The organism is Vagococcus sp. WN80Y (assembly GCF_059621045.1).
On the sequence record NZ_JCAQHY010000175.1, the window covers coordinates 1 to 17,701 of the forward strand.

Below are 17,701 nucleotides of genomic sequence, written 5' to 3' on the forward strand. Positions count from 1 at the left end.
AGTGCTAAAGCACTAAGAATAATGGCAACTCTTAATGCTTTAGCATTTAGAAGTTGTTGAGATTGAAGAGCCTTAACTCTTGCAACTTTAGTTGCTTAGAAGTTTAGGACAACGAAGCGTAGCGTAGTAAAACGTAGTGAGCAGACTTTTGGAGCGCGTTTATTACACAATATACGTGAAATAGTAGAAGGGTGAGGTTTTTTGTCCCACCCTCTTGATGCGTTTCGTCTTTTAGAGCGTCAATTTCTATTGAGCTAGACAAGCTCGGGTATTCAGACCAGTCCAATTGTGATGATGATTTTCAACTGTGTCAGCTGTGGTAGGTACTTGTGTTCTCATCCTATGAGGGCGAGCCTCCTGATTTGTTAAACAGTTCCCCTGTTGTCTGTGACTTTTCGCAGAAGCTTTGAGTGGCGTTAACAATAGTGCCATTGCCGCTAATACAATAATACCTAAAACGATTCCTTTTCTCATACGTTTCACCTCTATTTTAATTGATAACCCCAGTTTAGCAGAGTGTTATGTAGATGATATGTAGAGTTTTGAAACTATTGCTTCTCTTGATACATTAGCTGATAATGACCAACTTTTTGTAAATATTGGAAATCCAACGAAACCCCAATCCCCGTCCCCTCTGGAATTGTCATCAGCCCTTGTTCCAGATGAAAAGGCTCAGTAATAATATCTTGATGAAAATAGCGCTCGGAGGCGGAAAGATCACCAGGGAAGCTCATATATGCTTGAGAAGCGAATTGTAGATTTAAAGCTCGTCCGATTCCCGATTCAAACATACCGCCAAGCCAAACCAACAGTTGATGCTGCTGACAATAGTCGACAATTTTTAAGGCTTCTGTTAACCCACCGACTCGTGGTATTTTGAGGTTTATACTGCGACAGCTATCTAGGCGATGAGCTAATTGACAATCTTTTAAGCTTCTAATATTTTCATCAAGGCAAAGCCTTGTTTGATAAATTTTTTGAAGTGCTTGATGGTCAAGAAAATCATTGCTAGCAAAAGGCTGTTCAATCATAGCCAGCTGATAATCATCCAGCTTTTTTAAGTGAGGGATGTCCGCTAAACTATAAGCAGAATTGGCATCGACCATGAGAACTAGGTCTGGAAACCGTTGACGTAAAAAACTAATGGGCTGCAGATCGTAGCCAGGTTTGATTTTTAGTTTAACTCGTTGATAGCCTTGGTTAAGTGCTGTTTCAACAGTCGTAGCTAACCGAGATAAATCAGTATCAATCCCTAAGCTAATCCCAACTGGAATAGCTGATCGGGTTTCCTGAAAATAATGGCTGAGAGAGTGACCTTGTCGCTTAGCGTATAGATCCCAGATAGCTGTTTCTATACTCGCTTTTGCCATATGATTGCCTTGAATAGATGATAAGAGCTGACTGACTTCCTGTGGCTGTTCAATTTCTCTGTTGATCAATAATGGCATGATATGTTCCGTTAATATAATCCGTGCCGTCGCTAATGTTTCTTCTAGATAATCTGGTTGCTCAAAAGGAAGTAGCTCACCGTAGCCTTGATAGCCTTTTTCATCAGTCACGATGATTAGGTCAAAAGCTTTGGTGGTTAGCTGTCCGTAACTTGTTGTAAAAGGGCTGACAAGTGGCAAACGGACTTCATAACGTTCAATTTTGGTTAGTCTCAATAATATCAGCTCCTTTCAACCAATTTAGTACGAGTTGCGCCATTCGTTTTTCTTGCTCTAAATGGACGGCGTGGCCTGCATCAGGAATGACTTCACTCTTAATTTTTGGATGAATAAGAGTCATTTGGTGAGCGATCGCTTGAAATTTAAGATCGTTACTTCCAGTTAACACAAGAGTGGGTTGATTTAACTTAGTTAGGGCGGACCAATAATTGGGTTGACTGCCGGTTCCCATTCCCCAGAGGCTGGCAGCTAAGCCAAAAGAGGTTTGACTGAGTCTTTCCTGTCTAATGATGTGTTGTTGCTGTTTGGCTAAACGCTGTTGACTGGCAAATAAAGGGAGCTGTTCCCAGTTATTGACGAAATCCACAAGTGGTTCAGCTAAGAGTCGCTGTGCTAGATGGCGATCACTATTTCGGCGTGCCTGGCGATCGGTGGCTGTAGTTAGGCCAGGTGAGCCACTTTCTAGTAATAAATGGCTGACTGAGTCTGGATAAGTCAGAGTGAAGCTTAATGCAACACGAGCTCCCATCGAGTAGCCTAACAGTCCAAAGTGAGTTAGGTTAAGTGCTTCAGTCAGTAATTTGATATCTGAAGTTAAGGAGGTCATCTGATAACGGTAAGGATGGACGAAGCTATCCGTTTGACCATGTCCGATTAAATCAATGCCTAAGAGATTAAACTCTGATAGATAAGCGGCTAAACCTTTAAAGGTCTCATTTGTTCCAGTGAAGCCGTGGAGACAAACCAGCGTTGGTAGCTCAGGATGGTAGTCAGTGAGCCAATTGTAATAATAGCTTACCCCTCTAATCTCACGCTTCATTGAGATTACCAAAGACTTGTTTGATTCTAGCTGTTACGCGCTGCAACTCTTTGACATTATCGTCACGCTTTGTTTGTATTTCTAGGACTCGCAAGCCACTCGTTGGTGTTGCTAATAACTGTTTAAGCTGACTTAAGCTTGTAACGGAGCGATAGTGCCCTTCATAAAGTTGGGCTACTAATGAGAAATCCATTTCCAATGGCGTGCCGAAAAGGGGTTCAAAATCTGCTTCGTCCAATTGATTTTGCGATAGAAATGAAAAGATGCCACCACCATTATTGTTAAGCAGGACAATAGTTAAAGGCAACTCATATTTTTTAGCCAGCAGTAAGCCGTTCATATCGTGGTAGAGTGTTAAGTCCCCCACTAATAACACATTTTGCCGCTCTGGGTGACTCGCAGTCATGCCGAGTGCAGTTGAGATTATTCCATCAATTCCGTTAATGCCTCGATTGCCGTAAAGTGTGTAAGAGGTGTCACGCTTGGTCATATAGCGGTCTAAATAGCGAATTGGCATGCTATTTGAGACAAACAATTGACCATCTTCGTCCATAGCTTGATGAACGGCTAGACTTGCAGTGGCCTCGTTTAGTTCAGCAGATTGCAGGTCTTCTAGGATCAAAGTGTCGACTAATTCTTGGAAGATGTTCCAAGAATCAAGCCATTCCTTAGAGCAAGGCATCAGGGCAGGATGAGATAATAGAGAGTGGATCAGGACTTGTTCATCTGCTTGGATAATGGTTTGAGCTTGTTTAAGTGGTTCTAGCCACTGGCCAGTCTCGTCGATAAAGTAACACTCTGTCTGAATTGGGTTCAGATCAGAGAGCCAATTCATAATATTTTTTGAAAGTAGCAAAGGACCAAATTGAACGATTATTTCTGGTCGACAGTTAGGTAGTTCTTGAATGAATAAATCGCTATGAGCCATAATGCTTGAACTATTAGAGCCACTTGTCATGATATTAGCCAATGGATCGCTTAAAAGGGGCCAATTAAGAGCCTCTGCCAAGCGAATAAAAGACTCTGCTTCATTGTTAGTGTGACTGCCGCCGACAAGGATGACGCCTTTTTTATTAGACCAGGAGGAGATTAGCTGCCCGACATCAGTTTGAGACAGTTGTTGCCGACCTTGAAGGACTTGTTTCCCTTGAGGAGGTGTCACTTTAAGAGCTAAATCAGGTAATAGAGGTTCTCTTAAAGGGAAATTCAAATGGACAGGGCCAGCTGGGACTTGATTAGCTGTTTGAACTGACCGAACGCTTTGCCAATAAGCATAATTTAGTAAAGTTGGAGTCTCCTCTGGTAAGGCCATTTCAATAAACTGCTTAACATGCCCTTGAAATAAATTCAGTTGATCCATTGTTTGGGGAGCGCCGACCTGACGTAGTTCATGAGGCCGATCGGTGGTCAAAACAACCAATGGTACATGACTTTCCTGAGCCTCACAAATCGCTGGATAATAGTTAGCGGCCGCAGTTCCAGAGGTACAAAGGAGAGCGACAGGCTTACCTTGGGTTTTACTTAAACCTAAAGCAAAAAAAGCAGCAGAACGTTCATCGACTGCAATATAAGTTTTGATGGCTGTTTCTCTATGTAGCAATAAAGCTAAAGGGGTGGAACGTGATCCAGGACTGATGACTACTGTCTCAAGTTGACTTGCAATAAGACCTTGGACAAAATGTTGTAAATACACAGTCATTGTTCGTTGATGAGACATCTTAGATTCCTCCTAGTGCCCGCAAGATGGGCTGAAATTTAATAGCTGTTTCGTGTCGTTCTAATTCAGCGATCGAATTAGTAACAATGCCACACCCGGCATACAAATAACCGGTTTTCTTTGTTAATACTGCTGAGCGAATCCCAACAGCAAACTCCCCCTGATCATCTTGTAAGGAGACCCAACCGATAGGTGCTCCGTACATTCCTCGTCCAAGAGGCTCATGATTTGCGATGAATTCTCGCGCTAACGCTTGTGGTTGACCGCCTAGAGCAGGAGTTGGATGAAGTTTTTTGACACCAGCTAAAAGTGTCGAAGCAGCTTTTCGTTGACCACGTAAAGGCACATGAAGATGCTGTATGTCACGATTTTTTAAAAGACTAGCTGGCTGAATCAGTAATTCATTAGCAATCATCGTCTGAAAGTCTGTGGCAATTTGATCCACTACGATTTGATGTTCATGTTGATTTTTTAGATCATTAAGCAAGTCTTGACCCAAGCGATAATCTTCTTGAGCAGTTTTGCCTCGAGCGATTGAACCTGCAATACAAGCTGTAATGTACTCTGTTTTAGTGCTTTGGAGTAGTCTTTCAGGACTAGCGCCAATGAACAAGGAATCATGTCGTTCTAAGATGTAGACATAGGTATCGGGTTGTTGCTCGATTAGACGTTGTAAAATCATCTCTACTTGCCAAGCCTTTTGGCTGGATACTTTTAGTTGCCGAGCAAGAACTACTTTTTGTAACGAAGCGTCTTTTTTTATCGCGTCAACTGTTTTATCTACTATACCAAGCCAACTGTCGACAGCTATTTCGGTTGTGTCAATTGGGCCCTCTGATTGGTCGATAGGGACTGCCTTAAGCCACTTATTAAGTTGTTCTTGTCTTTCAAACCAGTTATTTTTTAGTTCCTGTAAGGAAGTCGCGGCGAAAGTAATTGTCAAATAGGTCTCTTCACCAAGATAACTAACAAGAAGAGCTGGGAGATAAAAGAGCCCATGATCCAGTTCTCCCCAAATCTCTGGTGCCGAGTGGTTATCATTAAAAGGAAGTCCGCCAAATAATACAGCGCCTGTGCCATAAAGAGTGTGATTATGATAGATAGCTCCTTGTTTTTGATTGACCCAAACGGTCATTTCTTGAGCGGATAATGAACTGGGAATCAAGCTGTCATACTCACCGCAACCAATTAAAATGAGATCCTGAGAGGGGGGTTGCCAATAAAAACGTTGGCCTTGATAATGAGTTTGACTTTTTCGAAAAAGCGTCAAGGGCTCAGATATATGAGGGAGTTTTGTGACCCAACTAAATTCACGGTAGCCAGCCTCGAAAGCTGAAACTAAAGCATTTGGGAGATTCATGTAGTGTGTTACTTCCTTTCCATAGCCAATGATGAAGAAACAATTACTGGCTGTTTTCAACTCCCAATTATCATATAGAATTTGTCATAAAGTCAACTATTTGATTTGGCTATCTATTGCAGAGGGGAGTCTGATAAATCTCAAATAATAATGAACTATTTTAGGGCGTTAATTAGTTATTAGCTTTATTTTCAAAAAGAAAATTCAAGACCAGCTAGCATCAATGACTAAAAAGAAACAATTATCTGAAGTGATTTGACTAATGATAGGAAAATGGAGCTGTGATATAAATCGCAGCTCCATTTTTATCAGTTGTTTTTGATGGTTGAATTATTAGAAGGGGATGCTTTGAGGTCATCAAGCTGTTTTTGTAATTCCTCTAATAAAGAGAGTTGAATAGTCTGAATTTCAACTAAATGTTGCCATTCGTTATTAAGGAGATGATCCATTTTCTGATGGAGTAAGCGGATTTCGATTTCTGCTTTTAGATTTGTTTGATAGTCATTAGCTGTTTGCATGCGGTCACGATCCCCTTGGCGATTTTGACTCATCATAATGACTGGGGCTTGGACGGCGGCTAAACAAGAAAGAACTAGATTAAGTAAGATAAAAGGGTAAGGGTCGAAGGGTTTGGCAAACAGAGAAATGGCGTTAATGGTTATCCAAACGATGAGGACCCCAATAAAGGTAAAAATGAATGGCCAACTCCCACCAAACTTGGCAATCGCGTCAGCCGTTTTTTGACCAGCTGTTAAATGCTCATCGATTGCATTATTGGTATTGGTCGAAATAGGTGTTCCAGATTGAATACTTTGAATAACAGATTTATTAATAGCTGCCATATCGTCAGAATCACTTTTTATTTTACTTTGAATATTGGCTAAACGATAGTCCATTACATGGGAAAAGCAGATTTCTGCATGATCTGTCAAATCAGGATAGTCGGCCAGAATCAGTGCTTTTATCTCAGGTTCAATATGTTTAAGTAAAACGGCTGAAGCCATTGGTGTTGAACAAATAGGGCATTTTTTTTGAGTGCTTGTCATTGATTATTCCTCCAATTAATTCAAAATAATGAAAACGCGAATATGAACGAAATTGAGAGACATTTCGTTGATGCCGCTGGCAATGGCGTTTAGCCAGGGATGATCATTGAGGTTAGATTGATCAATCAGTATTTCGTGACCGAGATGAGTGACGACTTTCTCAAAATCTATCGTCAGCGTTGGAAATAAACTGCGAATAAAATCAGCTATTATGGGGTTTTCATAGACTACTTTGAACGAACTTGGTGGTATGGTTGGAAAAGTTAACAAATTTTTAGCATGAGGCAGGCTGGCAAGGGCGACACCACTGAAATCTAATTGGACATTCGTTGTTGTGACGGTCGTGTTTTTCGTTTCAATTTCACCGAAAATAACACCTAATAGTAGTGTTTCATATAGTTCATTCCATTCCTTGATCTGCTGTATTTGTTCAAGCCTTGAATATTCTGTCATTTTCTCACCTCATCATTTATATTATGTGCCCTAATTATAGCATATCTTAAATAAAGAACGCTTTCTTGTGATTGGTGATCAGTACGATAATAGGTAGGTAAACCAATGGTTTCGGGCGTTTTAAGTCTACCTATTAAGTTTAAACGATGTGGACAGTAATACCTTGTTTTTCAAGTGAGGAGAGCCATTGATTTGAGATATTTTTGTCTGTAATAATTGTGTGTATTTGGGACAGGTTGCAGAAAACAGCAGGGGATAAAATACCAAACTTGCTAGAATCAACCATTAAGATAATTTCTAAAGAACTATCAATACTGGCTTGTTTGATGGCCGTTTCATAAGTATTGATGCAGGTGACACCTAATGTTTCATGAATACCAGAAGCGGAAGCAAAGTATTTGGTTGCGCGATGTTGTTTCAGAAAATTAATCCCCTCAGTCGATTCAAACATACCTGTTTCGGGGTGATAATTTCCGCCACAGAATTTTAATTCGATCTGACTGTTAGTGAGTAGCTCGGCCAAGATATGCGAGTTAAAAGTTAAGATTGTCGGCTGTTTATCCGAGTCTAAATAGGGAATAATTTTTGAGGTTGTGCTGCCAGTATCAATGATAATTGTTTCATGATCATCAATTAAAGAGGCTGCTTTCTCCCCAATTCGAAACTTTTTTTGATGTTCTTTCTTTAAAGCGGTTAGTAAATCGTAATCTGTTTGACTTTTTTTTTGAGGTTCTGTTTCATGGAAAGTTTCTAAGTCTAGTAGGTCACGACGAATGGTCATTTCAGAGACAGCGAGTAGTTGGGCCAATTTCTTTACAGAAACTTCACCTGTTTGCTTGATATAATGATAGATTTTTTCTTGTCTCATTTTTTTCTTCATATAATATTTACTCCTTTGGATTAGCGACGGGGCTTTATTTCATTATAGCAGTTGATAAAGGAGTTTTGTGATTAATTTGATCATAATTGACTGTTTCGAGTTGAAATGTTAGTATTGATTTAACAAATGTTATAAAAAAATAACAAAGAGGTGCTCTAATGACTAAAAATGAGGTTTTAAGTAAAGTGGATCATACGATCCTTTCTCCAACTGCAACGAGAGCTGATGTAGAAAGAATTTGCCAAGAAAGTGTTACCTATCAAACAGCGTCAGCGTGTATTCCACCGTGCTATGTCAAAGATATGGCATCTAAGTTTGGTGAGAAATTAACGATTACAACAGTGATTGGCTTTCCTTTAGGTTACGCGGCAACTGCTGCCAAAGTGGCTGAAGCTAAGCAAGCCGTTGAAGACGGAGCAGATGAAATTGATATGGTTATCAATGTATCAGCTGTTAAAAGTAAGGAATTTACTAAGGTTCAACATGAGATTGAACAGATCAAAGAAGCTATTGGATCTCACATTCTTAAAGTAATCATCGAAACTAGCTATCTAACAAAAGAAGAAAAAATATCATTATGTAAAATTGTTAGTGATTCTGGTGCTGATTTTATCAAAACGTCGACTAGTTTTTCTGATGCTGGTGCTGATTTAGCAGATATTGCACTTTTCAAAGAATGCTTGAGTGATCATGTGAAAATTAAGGCCTCAGGTGGGATTAGGAGCAAAGCAGATTTCGAGGCCTTTGTTGAAGCGGGCGTAGATCGAATAGGTGCAAGTAGTGCAATTGGTGCGTATGAAGGTAATCAAGCGAGCGGTGGTTATTAGGCTTATAAATAGAAGAAACGAATTACTTTAGTTAAATTTTAAGTGTGTGTGTTTCACCTAATAGTGTTGAAATCAGTAGAGGGAGGACTTTTGTCCCCCTCTACTTTTTGATTAAAGCAACGTTTCTCATAGGTGAGGATAAAAGGATGAAGAATAATTAAGTGTCATTTTGAGAAGAGCTAATAGATGAGAGTCGTTATTTAATAACACCTTTTATATATTGAAATAATTCAATTTTAATCGTTTTGATTAGCGGATCGATTTTAGGTCGAGATATTAATAATTGCTAATTTGAGTCAATCTGTTTAACTTCCCTTTTAAGAGTAAGTTGCTGCTTAATTAGTGGGGAAAAGCGAATCAAAAAGTCATAATTGTTTTATAAAATACGAGTATTTAATAGTTGCATATAGATATGTAAAAATTGACATTAAATAACAAAAAGCCCGTAGTACAGGCTTTTTGTTTATTTAAGGGTCAGTATTTTCAGATATTACATAAACATGTGCAAAGCTTGATGTAGTAATGATGTTGGATAATGCATATACTAATAAGTGTAGAAGAGCTACTAAAGAAGAATCTTTATAAAAAACGCTAATTATTAAATTAATAGGAGGAAGTTATTATGACAACGATCGGATATGCATATAAGAGTGAAGACCAAGGTTACTTATCATCTCAATTAGAAGGTTTAGGGAAATATGGGTGTGACCGTATTGTTTTAGAAACTGACGACCAAAAAACAACCACTCATCCACATATGGAATTAGAAGCAACTGTTGAAACAATGGAAGCTGGCGATAAATTAATTGTATTTGAACTAGTATGTTTAGGTAAATCAGTGATCCAATTAGCTGATTTTGTGACTGAGCTAGATGAAAAAGGAATCGAGTTAATCGTTTTAGAAAAAGAAGAAGCCTTAAAAGAGTTAGATAACAATGTGTTTACAGCGATGATTATTAACATGGCTCAAATGGAAAAAGCGATTATTCGTGAAAGAACGTCTCGTGGTTTGGAAGAAGCTCGTCGTAATGGACGTATTGGCGGTCGCCCAAGAATTTCTGAAGAAACGGTTGAACGTGTTCAATTCTTGTACCACAACAATAAGTATACGTTACGTCAAATTGCTGAAGAATGTAACATCTCTTTAGGAACTGCGTACAAATATACGCAAGAAAGCATTAAATAATAACTAGATACTCTTGATTAAGGTCTAATCGACTTTAATCAAGAGTTTTTTTGACAATAAAATGACAGTCAGGAGAAAGAAGAAGGTACCTTTATCCTTCCCGATGTGGTTAATTAACAAACGAACATCGGGGGCGAGATGGAAGTGGTTCTTTTTAAGTTTGTGTTGAAAGGCTTGATACTAATTTTTTCAGCAACTCAATATCAAGAGGATGGGGTGTGACTGAATGGTTATCCCAAAAAGCATCTTGTTGATACCTTGGTATTAAATGAAGATGGAAATGAGTTCCCTCGTTCATTAATTTCCCATTGTTTTGAACAACTGTTATACCTTCAATATCTAGTTGTTGCTCTAATAAGAAAATGATCTTTTTTTCTAATTAAACCAGTTCGAAAAGGTGTTCATCAGGTAAGTCAGTCATCGTTTTTACATGTTCCTTTGATATCAATAATAGGTGACCTGTCTGAATAGGTTGATGATCTAGAATCAAGAAAAAGTGGGGAGTTTCTAATAACTTTGTTTCGGGTGTGATTCTGTGGCAAAAGATACAGTTAGTCATTGGCCAATCTCCTTTTAGTTGAAACATTATTAGCCCTATTTTATTATTGATAGTTAGCTAAGTCGAAAGTGTCCAAATCTAATTAAATCGTGTTTAATCATAAAAGAAGAGAGTTAACGATAGAAGATAAGCCTAATTCGTGTTAAACTTTAAATGAGTTATGGTTATCAATAAGCAGTTAATTGTCGTTTGTTTAAGGGATATTAGATTTAAGAGGATTATTTCTTTTTTGATCATAATAGTGAAAAAGTGAGCAATCAGTTAAATGAAAGAATACCCTCATTCAAAAAGTGGAAACCAGAAGGAGAGACTCATGAAAAAGAGAGCTAGATTGATTGTTTTGTCGTTTTTTACAGTAGCATTATTAAGTGCATGTTCAGGTGGAAAAGAGACATCGAAGTCGCCTGATCCGTCAAAAAAAGCAGAAACTTCACAGGTTGCAACGATAAATGTCACACAAGAGTTAAACTCGATTGATCCGGCTAACACCGTGGATGCCAATAGTAACATTGCGTTAAATAATATTTATGAAGGGTTATATCGCTTAGGCGAGGGGAACCAACCAGAGCCAGCTGGTGCGGAAGACTTACCCGAAATCAGTGAGGATGGCCTAGAATATACCATAAAAGTAAGAAAAAATGCTAAATGGTCTAATGGTGATGCAGTAACAGCCGCAGATTACGTTTTTGCTTGGAAGCGAGCTGTGGCGGCCGAAAATACTTACCTGTACACGAGTATTCTTAATGCAGATGAAATTATTAAAGGAGACAAGGACAAAAAAGAGCTTGGTGTATCTGCTGAGGGGGATGTCTTGACAATCAAATTGACAAAACCAACGCCTCATTTTACGATGATGTTGGCGATTCCTGCCTATTTCCCATTAAATGAAGCTTACGTATCGAAGCAAGGTGAAAAGTTTGCCTCAGACAGTGACCATGCAATTTATAACGGTCCATTTACAATGACAAACTTTGATGGCCCGGGAATAGGAAGTAACTGGACCTATCAAAAAAATTCTGATTATTGGGATGCTTCTGCTGTTAAGATGGAGACGATTAATGTTGAAGTGGTAAAAGAAACAGCGACTAATGTGAGTCTGTTTGAAAGTGGTGAAGCGGATGATGTCAGTATTTCTGGTGAATACGCTAAGAGTAAAATAGATGATCCAGCTTTTGTAGCTGAAAAGCCTGCTCAAACTATTTTTTTAGGTTACAATCAAACAAAAAAATTGTATCAAAATAAAAAAATACGCCAAGCTATTTCATTATTAATTGACCGAGATAGTATTGCTAATAGTGTCTTAGGAAATGGTGTTAAGCCGGCGACAGGTTTAATTTTTAACGATTTATTTGTCAATCCAGACACCAAAGAAGAGTTCTCTCAAGCGAGTGGCAATCATTTGAAAACAGATGTGGAAGAAGCGAAGAAATTGTGGTTAGAAGGTAAAAAAGAGGTTGGGTTAGATGCCGATGCAGAGGTGCCAATTCAATTGATTACCTTTGAAAATGAGGACATGAAAAAAGTATCTGAATACTTACAAGGTCTTTTTGCAGATAATCTTGCTGGCGCAAAGATGGAGCCAGCTGTCTATCCAGTGTCAGTATTTATGAAAAATGCTTCCAACCAAGAATTTGATTTGTACCTTGTAAGCTGGGGAGCTGATTATCCAGATCCAAGTAGTTTGTTCCAGTTATTCCAATCAGATGTTTCGTATAATTGGGGCAAGTATAAAAGTGAAGCTTATGATAATTTCTTGAAAAAGGCAAATAATGAAGATGCTCTCGATGCAGACAAACGTTGGCAAGATTTATTGGATGCAGAAAAGACATTAATGGATGATCAAGGAATTACTCCCATTTACTTTAGTGCACCAACTTATTTACGTAATCCGAAGCTGCAAGAATTGATTTTCCACAATGTTGGCCCCCGTTTTGAGTATAAAACGATGTATTTAGCTGAATAGTTCCTAAACTAAGAAACTCAGAATATTTTGACAGTGCTTAGACTGTCGAACATTCTGAGTTTTTTTGGCTTATTAAAAAGTTGGTAAGAGTAATAAGCAATCAATCACACCTAAATGGCTACTTGAACGAACAAAGGATTGTTTGTAAAAGGGGTGAAAGGATTCAATTGTGATGATATGATTATGATGGTCACGATAATAATAGCTAAACCCCATATCGATGTAGCTGATTAAGGTAGCTATAGTGAGCGTATCCCCATTACTTAGTTGAACTTCGCAAATGCTTTCAGTCGATTCGCGATTATGACTTCGCCGTCTAATATGTGTGATTTGATAATCGATCATTTTTCTCCCTTCACGACATAAGTTTAACGCTACTAAATCGGAAAGTGAGTCAGTTTTGAGCGTGTGGCAAGGAAGAACCTTATCACATGGTCTAGACTGTTTAATTGGAGTTTGGTGTATGGGCTATCCTAATAGTCAGTGATTAACCAAAAATATCGTGATTAATTCTTTTCCATTTTTCTTCTGGTAGATAACCTATGTAATTACTAGTTAATTCAGAAATAAATAAATAGTCCCCTTCATCAAAAATAAAGGTTTGCAATATTTCTAGAAGATCGTCAACTTCGATTGAGCATTTAATGATTATAGAGGTATCGAACAAATTTTTTCCTACCCACTGTTGTTGTTTAGCGAGTTCTTTGAACTTAGCTAACTTTTCAACAGGGTTAGATTGGATATTGAGACTAACTAAAAAGACCGTTTGTTTCATACACATAACACTCCTTTCCATCCTAATACAATACACTGTCGATATGAAAATCCCGTGAAAACAAAATGAAAGTTCGAAAAATATGAAATTATCGCACTCTCATATCTAAGTGTGAGCTAAGGGATGATCGTCAAATTTTAAGGTAAACGTTGTTCCTGTGTTAATGGTTGACCTGACACTAATTTTTCCTTGATGAAGGACCGTAATTTTTTGGGCTATAGCGAGCCCCAATCCGCTGCCAATTTCTTGATGAGCAGGGTCGCCTTGATAGAATTTGTCAAAGACATGCTGTCTGACGTGATCTTCCATGCCGATACCAGTGTCACTTATTTTTACTTTCAGCTGATCGCCTACTCGGTAACACTTGACAGTTAGAGATCCCCTCGGCCGATTAAATTTAACGGCATTACTTAAAAGGTTGAGCCATAAGGAAGTCATCATTTCTTGATCACCAAAGAATGTAAGTGGCTCCAAGCTTAGCTCTAAGGATAAGTCTTTTTCTTCCCATTCTTGCTGTAAAAGTAGCAGGCAATGACGTAGCTGTTCGTCTAATCGATAAGAGGTCATTTGTAAGTTGACAATTTCGTGATTTTCTAAATTAGACAGCTGCAGTATATTAGAAGATAAGCGTGCTAGGCGTTCCGACTCGTTAATTATGATTTGGATAGACTCTTGTTGCTCTTCTTCAGATAAGGAGGAATCTTGAAGCTGTTTGGCAAACCCTTTGATTGAGACAATTGGCGTTTTAAATTCGTGAGAAAAATTGTTGATAAAATCATTGTGAATGAGCTCCACATTATCAAGGGCTTGGGCCATTTTATTGAAGTTTCCAATTAATTCATTGATTTCAGTTTGCTGACGATTCGCGAGGGGGATTTTTACTTTATAGTCTCCCTTGGCAATTTGTTGGGTGCCTTTAATAAGCTGTTGAGACGTTTTCAATAAGCTGTTACTAACTGCGATAGACAAAACGGTACCAATGATAAAGCTGGCGAGGCTAAGACTGATTAGTCGAATTAGCGGTGAACTATTAAAACCAGGTAAGCTTAGCTTGCTTAGAATAACGAAAAGAATAACGGAAATAATACCGGCTAAAAGCATGATAAACATCGTACTGGCAACAAAATGCCAACGAAGAGTCCAAATACGCTTCACTTTTTCACCGCCTTGTAGCCCAGACCTCTAACGGTAACAATATAAAAATCAGGATTTTCAGCTATTTTTTTCCTTAGTTTTTTAATATGGGTATCAATCGTTCGTTCATCTGTTTCGCTATCTCGTTCCCACAATTCATCCATTAATTGCTGTCGCGTGAATATTTTGTTGGGATATGAGAGCAGCTTGAAAAGTAACATGAATTCTTTTTTTGGTAATTCGGAGGTGTTGCCATTGACGTCGATCGTAAAAGCATCTGAGTTGAGTGTCGTTTGATTAATGACTAAGCGTTTTTCACTATAGATTTTAGAACGTCGCAATAAAGCTTGAACCCGAAGAATAAATTCAGTTTCATCAACTGGTTTGACAAGATAGTCATCAGCACCAGAGAGGAAGCCGCGTTTTTTATCTGCCACAGCCTCTTTGGCCGTCACCATCATAATAGGTAAATCAGGATTCCATCGTCGAACCATGTCTATTACTTCAAAACCATTCATCTCAGGCATCATAACATCTAAAATTAATAAATCAATTTGCTTTTCTTCAATAATTGCTAATGCTTCTAACCCATTAGCGGCTGTTTCAGACTGGAAATTTGCTTGTTTGAGTAATCTTACATAGAGCTTTTGGATGTTTTTTTCATCTTCTGCGACTAATATTGTGGCTATCTATCTCACCTTCTTGTCTAATTATTGACTATACTATAGCACAAGATCCGTTCTAAAAAAAGCAATCTGCGTGTTCATAATGAAGACACATTCCTATGTTATAGTTGCGAGAGCTTTTGGAAATGATGAGGACAGAGCGTGACAGATTTTGAGATTTGTCTATCACCAAAATGAATGGAGGAAGAGGATGTTACAATTAACGGATGTCAAAAAGAGTTATACGACGGGAGATTTTACCCAGATAGCTCTAAATGGTGTGAGTGTCAATTTTAGAGAAAATGAATTTGTGGCGATTCTTGGGCAAAGTGGTTCGGGTAAAACCACGCTATTAAATATTATTGGTGGATTGGATCAATACGATAGTGGGGATTTGGTTATCAATGGAAAATCGACCAAGCAATTTAAAGATGGCGAATGGGATGCTTATCGCAATAATAGTGTCGGGTTTGTTTTTCAAAGCTATAACTTAATTACTCATCTAAGCATTTTGGATAACGTTGAAATGGGCATGACGCTGAGTGGTGTTGGCAGTGCGGAAAAGAAACAACGGGCAGCTCAAGTTTTGGAACGAGTGGGATTAAAGGAGCATTTACACAAGAAGCCCAATCAATTATCTGGTGGACAGATGCAGCGAGTGGCGATTGCCCGGGCGTTGGCTAATGATCCTGATATTATTTTAGCTGATGAGCCGACAGGAGCTTTGGATTCTACTACTAGTGAACAAATAATGGATTTAATTAAAGAAATAGCCGATGATAAACTAGTCATCATGGTGACTCATAACCCAGAGTTGGCGGAGCAATACGCCGACCGAATTGTTAATTTTAAAGATGGCCATATAGAAAAGGACAGTAATCCTTATATTGAAACGACAACTAATAATGACTATCAACTGAAGCGGACCAGTATGAACTATCTGACAGCGTTGAAATTATCTGGAAAAAATATTGCCACAAAAAAATGGCGAACAGGGCTGACAGCTTTCGCAGCAAGTATTGGGATTATTGGTATTGCCCTAATTTTAAGTTTGTCTTCTGGTTTTCAAATTCAGATTGATGAGTTTCAGAGCGATGCGTTATCAGAGTTTCCAATTACAGTGTCACGGCAAGCGGTCAACATGGATGAAGAGGCTATGAAGGAAATGCAATCTCAAGGACCGATGGCAAAAAAGGAGTTTGTTAAGTCAGACGAAGTTTTTTTATATAACCCAGAAGACAGCAACGTGACTCATACTAATAATATTACAGAAGAGTATGTGGATTATCTTGAAGAGGTCAATCCAGATTTAGTCAGAAGTATCGGCTTTACGCGAATGGTTGGGATGAATTTATTACGTAAAGTAGACGATAAGGTGACCCCTGTATCGGTTAATATTGGAATTTCAGGGATGGCCAGTTCTGGTTCAGCAGGTGGGATTTCTAGTATGAGCGGTGTCGGCTTGTCTTCGTACCCTGTGTCAATTGATGGAAAAGGAAGCGATTATCTCAAAAAAAATTATGATATTCTTGAGGGAAATTATCCAAAAGATGAAACTGAGATGGTCTTGGTTGTCGACAATAAAAACCGAGTTGATATAGAAACAATGAAGAACTTAGGTTTTGATACAGAAAAGGTTAAGTTGCTTAAATTTTCTGATATTGTTGGAACTGAATTAAAATTAGTTAGCAACAATGATTTTTATGAAAAATCTGATATGGGGAATTTTATGCCTGTTCAGGACTTGGATAAGGTTTATGAGGCAACGACCAATACGGCCGTCAAAATTTCGGCAGTTGTTCGTCAAAAAGAAGACGTTCAAGTAGCTATTTTAGCTAATGGCATTGCCTATAGCGACGCTTTGGTTGATTTGATTTTAGCGAAGGAAAAAGAGTCTGATATTGTAAAAGCTCAAAGGGACTCTGATACTAATGTTATGACGATGGAGCCGTTTAAAGCAGATGAAAAGGAAACCTTTGTGACTTATCTAGGTGGGGATTCTACGCCGATGATGATTTATATTTACCCAGTTGACTTTGAATCTAAAGATAAAATCATTGATTATTTAGATGATTATAATAAAGGAAAAGAAACAAAAGATACGATTGTTTATTCGGATTTAGCTAGCTCAATGACTGAAATGACGGGAGGGATAATGGATGCTATTACGATGGTATTGATTGCCTTTGCTTCGATTTCACTGGTAGTATCATTGATAATGGTAGGGATCATTACTTATATTTCGGTACTTGAAAGAACGAAGGAAATTGGCGTTTTACGTGCTCTAGGTGCTCGCAAGAAAGATATTACCCGCGTCTTTAATGCTGAGACCTTAATTATTGGGGCTTTCTCTGGCTTTTTGGGAATCCTCATTGCCTATTTATTAACGATTCCGACTAATATTGTCTTAGAAGATTTGACAGGCTTGGCTAATATTGCCCAACTTCAACCGTTACACGCGTTGTCCTTAGTTCTTATTAGTGTGGTACTGACATTAATTGGGGGTAGTATTCCAGCACGGATGGCAGCGAAGAAAGATCCAGTTGAGGCCTTACGATCAGAATAAATGTGTGATGAAGAAGAAGCTGTGGCAAAAGTTGCAGCTCCTTCTTCTTTTGTGTTTACATTATCATTTTTAGTGAGAGTAGC

At 38.4% G+C, this 17,701-nt stretch carries 17 protein-coding genes; 4 read left to right on the forward strand and 13 right to left on the reverse strand.

Annotated features, from left to right (window positions below; genetic code table 11):
- Nucleotides 1-246 precede the first annotated feature (246 nt).
- The 8 genes from AC5KOD_RS21195 to AC5KOD_RS21230 form a co-directional block, all read right to left on the reverse strand.
- On the reverse strand, nt 247-474 hold the full coding sequence (locus AC5KOD_RS21195; protein ID WP_496916583.1) for a hypothetical protein: 228 nt from the start codon (nt 472-474) through the stop codon (nt 247-249).
- Between the two features lie 74 nt (nt 475-548).
- Entirely contained in the window at nt 549-1,664 is a 1,116-nt protein-coding gene (gene menC, locus AC5KOD_RS21200; protein WP_496916584.1) for an o-succinylbenzoate synthase, read from the reverse strand.
- Nucleotides 1,645-2,487, reverse strand: coding sequence for a 2-succinyl-6-hydroxy-2,4-cyclohexadiene-1-carboxylate synthase (gene menH, locus AC5KOD_RS21205; protein ID WP_496916585.1), 843 nt, complete (start codon nt 2,485-2,487; stop codon nt 1,645-1,647). The genes menC and menH overlap by 20 nt, the downstream gene beginning before the upstream one ends.
- On the reverse strand, nt 2,477-4,204 hold the full coding sequence (menD, locus tag AC5KOD_RS21210) for a 2-succinyl-5-enolpyruvyl-6-hydroxy-3-cyclohexene-1-carboxylic-acid synthase (protein WP_496916586.1): 1,728 nt from the start codon (nt 4,202-4,204) through the stop codon (nt 2,477-2,479). Before menD ends, menH begins: the two co-directional genes overlap by 11 nt.
- 1 nt (nt 4,205) lies before the next feature.
- On the reverse strand, nt 4,206-5,564 hold the full coding sequence (locus AC5KOD_RS21215; RefSeq protein WP_496916587.1) for an isochorismate synthase: 1,359 nt from the start codon (nt 5,562-5,564) through the stop codon (nt 4,206-4,208).
- 308 nt (nt 5,565-5,872) lie between these two features.
- Nucleotides 5,873-6,610, reverse strand: coding sequence for a DUF1003 domain-containing protein (locus AC5KOD_RS21220; RefSeq protein WP_496916588.1), 738 nt, complete (start codon nt 6,608-6,610; stop codon nt 5,873-5,875).
- 15 nt (nt 6,611-6,625) lie between these two features.
- The gene (locus AC5KOD_RS21225) at nt 6,626-7,063 is read right to left on the reverse strand and encodes a hypothetical protein (protein ID WP_496916589.1); all 438 of its coding nucleotides are present in this window, start codon (nt 7,061-7,063) and stop codon (nt 6,626-6,628) included.
- A 139-nt stretch (nt 7,064-7,202) separates the two neighbouring features.
- Complete coding sequence (locus AC5KOD_RS21230; RefSeq protein WP_496916590.1) at nt 7,203-7,943, reverse strand: DeoR/GlpR family DNA-binding transcription regulator; 741 nt, start codon at nt 7,941-7,943, stop codon at nt 7,203-7,205.
- A gap of 158 nt (nt 7,944-8,101) precedes the next feature.
- On the opposite strand from AC5KOD_RS21230, the gene deoC reads away from it, so the two are divergent.
- Both deoC and AC5KOD_RS21240 read left to right on the forward strand, forming a co-directional pair.
- Nucleotides 8,102-8,770: a deoxyribose-phosphate aldolase gene (gene deoC / locus AC5KOD_RS21235; protein WP_496916591.1), complete on the forward strand. Its 669-nt coding sequence runs from the start codon at nt 8,102-8,104 to the stop codon at nt 8,768-8,770.
- A gap of 622 nt (nt 8,771-9,392) precedes the next feature.
- The gene (locus AC5KOD_RS21240; RefSeq protein WP_496916592.1) at nt 9,393-9,956 is read left to right on the forward strand and encodes a recombinase family protein; all 564 of its coding nucleotides are present in this window, start codon (nt 9,393-9,395) and stop codon (nt 9,954-9,956) included.
- Nucleotides 9,957-10,335: 379 nt separating this feature from the next.
- Here the strand turns inward: AC5KOD_RS21240 and AC5KOD_RS21245 are convergent, their stop codons facing one another.
- The gene (locus AC5KOD_RS21245; protein ID WP_496916593.1) at nt 10,336-10,515 is read right to left on the reverse strand and encodes an HIT family protein; all 180 of its coding nucleotides are present in this window, start codon (nt 10,513-10,515) and stop codon (nt 10,336-10,338) included.
- Between the two features lie 313 nt (nt 10,516-10,828).
- Between AC5KOD_RS21245 and AC5KOD_RS21250 the strand changes: the two genes are divergently transcribed.
- Nucleotides 10,829-12,478: a peptide ABC transporter substrate-binding protein gene (locus tag AC5KOD_RS21250; RefSeq protein ID WP_496916594.1), complete on the forward strand. Its 1,650-nt coding sequence runs from the start codon at nt 10,829-10,831 to the stop codon at nt 12,476-12,478.
- 72 nt (nt 12,479-12,550) lie between these two features.
- Here AC5KOD_RS21250 and AC5KOD_RS21255 read toward each other — a convergent pair whose 3' ends face one another.
- The 4 genes from AC5KOD_RS21255 to AC5KOD_RS21270 all read right to left on the reverse strand — a co-directional run bounded on the left by AC5KOD_RS21255 (nt 12,551) and on the right by AC5KOD_RS21270 (nt 15,076).
- A complete protein-coding gene (locus AC5KOD_RS21255) occupies nt 12,551-12,823 on the reverse strand; it encodes a hypothetical protein (protein WP_496916595.1) in 273 nt (90 codons plus the stop codon).
- 142 nt (nt 12,824-12,965) lie between these two features.
- Nucleotides 12,966-13,253, reverse strand: coding sequence for a hypothetical protein (locus AC5KOD_RS21260; protein ID WP_496916596.1), 288 nt, complete (start codon nt 13,251-13,253; stop codon nt 12,966-12,968).
- 105 nt (nt 13,254-13,358) lie between these two features.
- Nucleotides 13,359-14,408: a HAMP domain-containing sensor histidine kinase gene (locus tag AC5KOD_RS21265; RefSeq protein WP_496916597.1), complete on the reverse strand. Its 1,050-nt coding sequence runs from the start codon at nt 14,406-14,408 to the stop codon at nt 13,359-13,361.
- On the reverse strand, nt 14,405-15,076 hold the full coding sequence (locus tag AC5KOD_RS21270; RefSeq protein ID WP_496916782.1) for a response regulator transcription factor: 672 nt from the start codon (nt 15,074-15,076) through the stop codon (nt 14,405-14,407). Before AC5KOD_RS21270 ends, AC5KOD_RS21265 begins: the two co-directional genes overlap by 4 nt.
- 187 nt (nt 15,077-15,263) lie before the next feature.
- Here AC5KOD_RS21270 and AC5KOD_RS21275 point away from each other — a divergent pair, with 187 nt between their 5' ends.
- Nucleotides 15,264-17,618: an ABC transporter ATP-binding protein/permease gene (locus tag AC5KOD_RS21275; RefSeq protein ID WP_496916598.1), complete on the forward strand. Its 2,355-nt coding sequence runs from the start codon at nt 15,264-15,266 to the stop codon at nt 17,616-17,618.
- Nucleotides 17,619-17,701 lie beyond the last annotated feature (83 nt).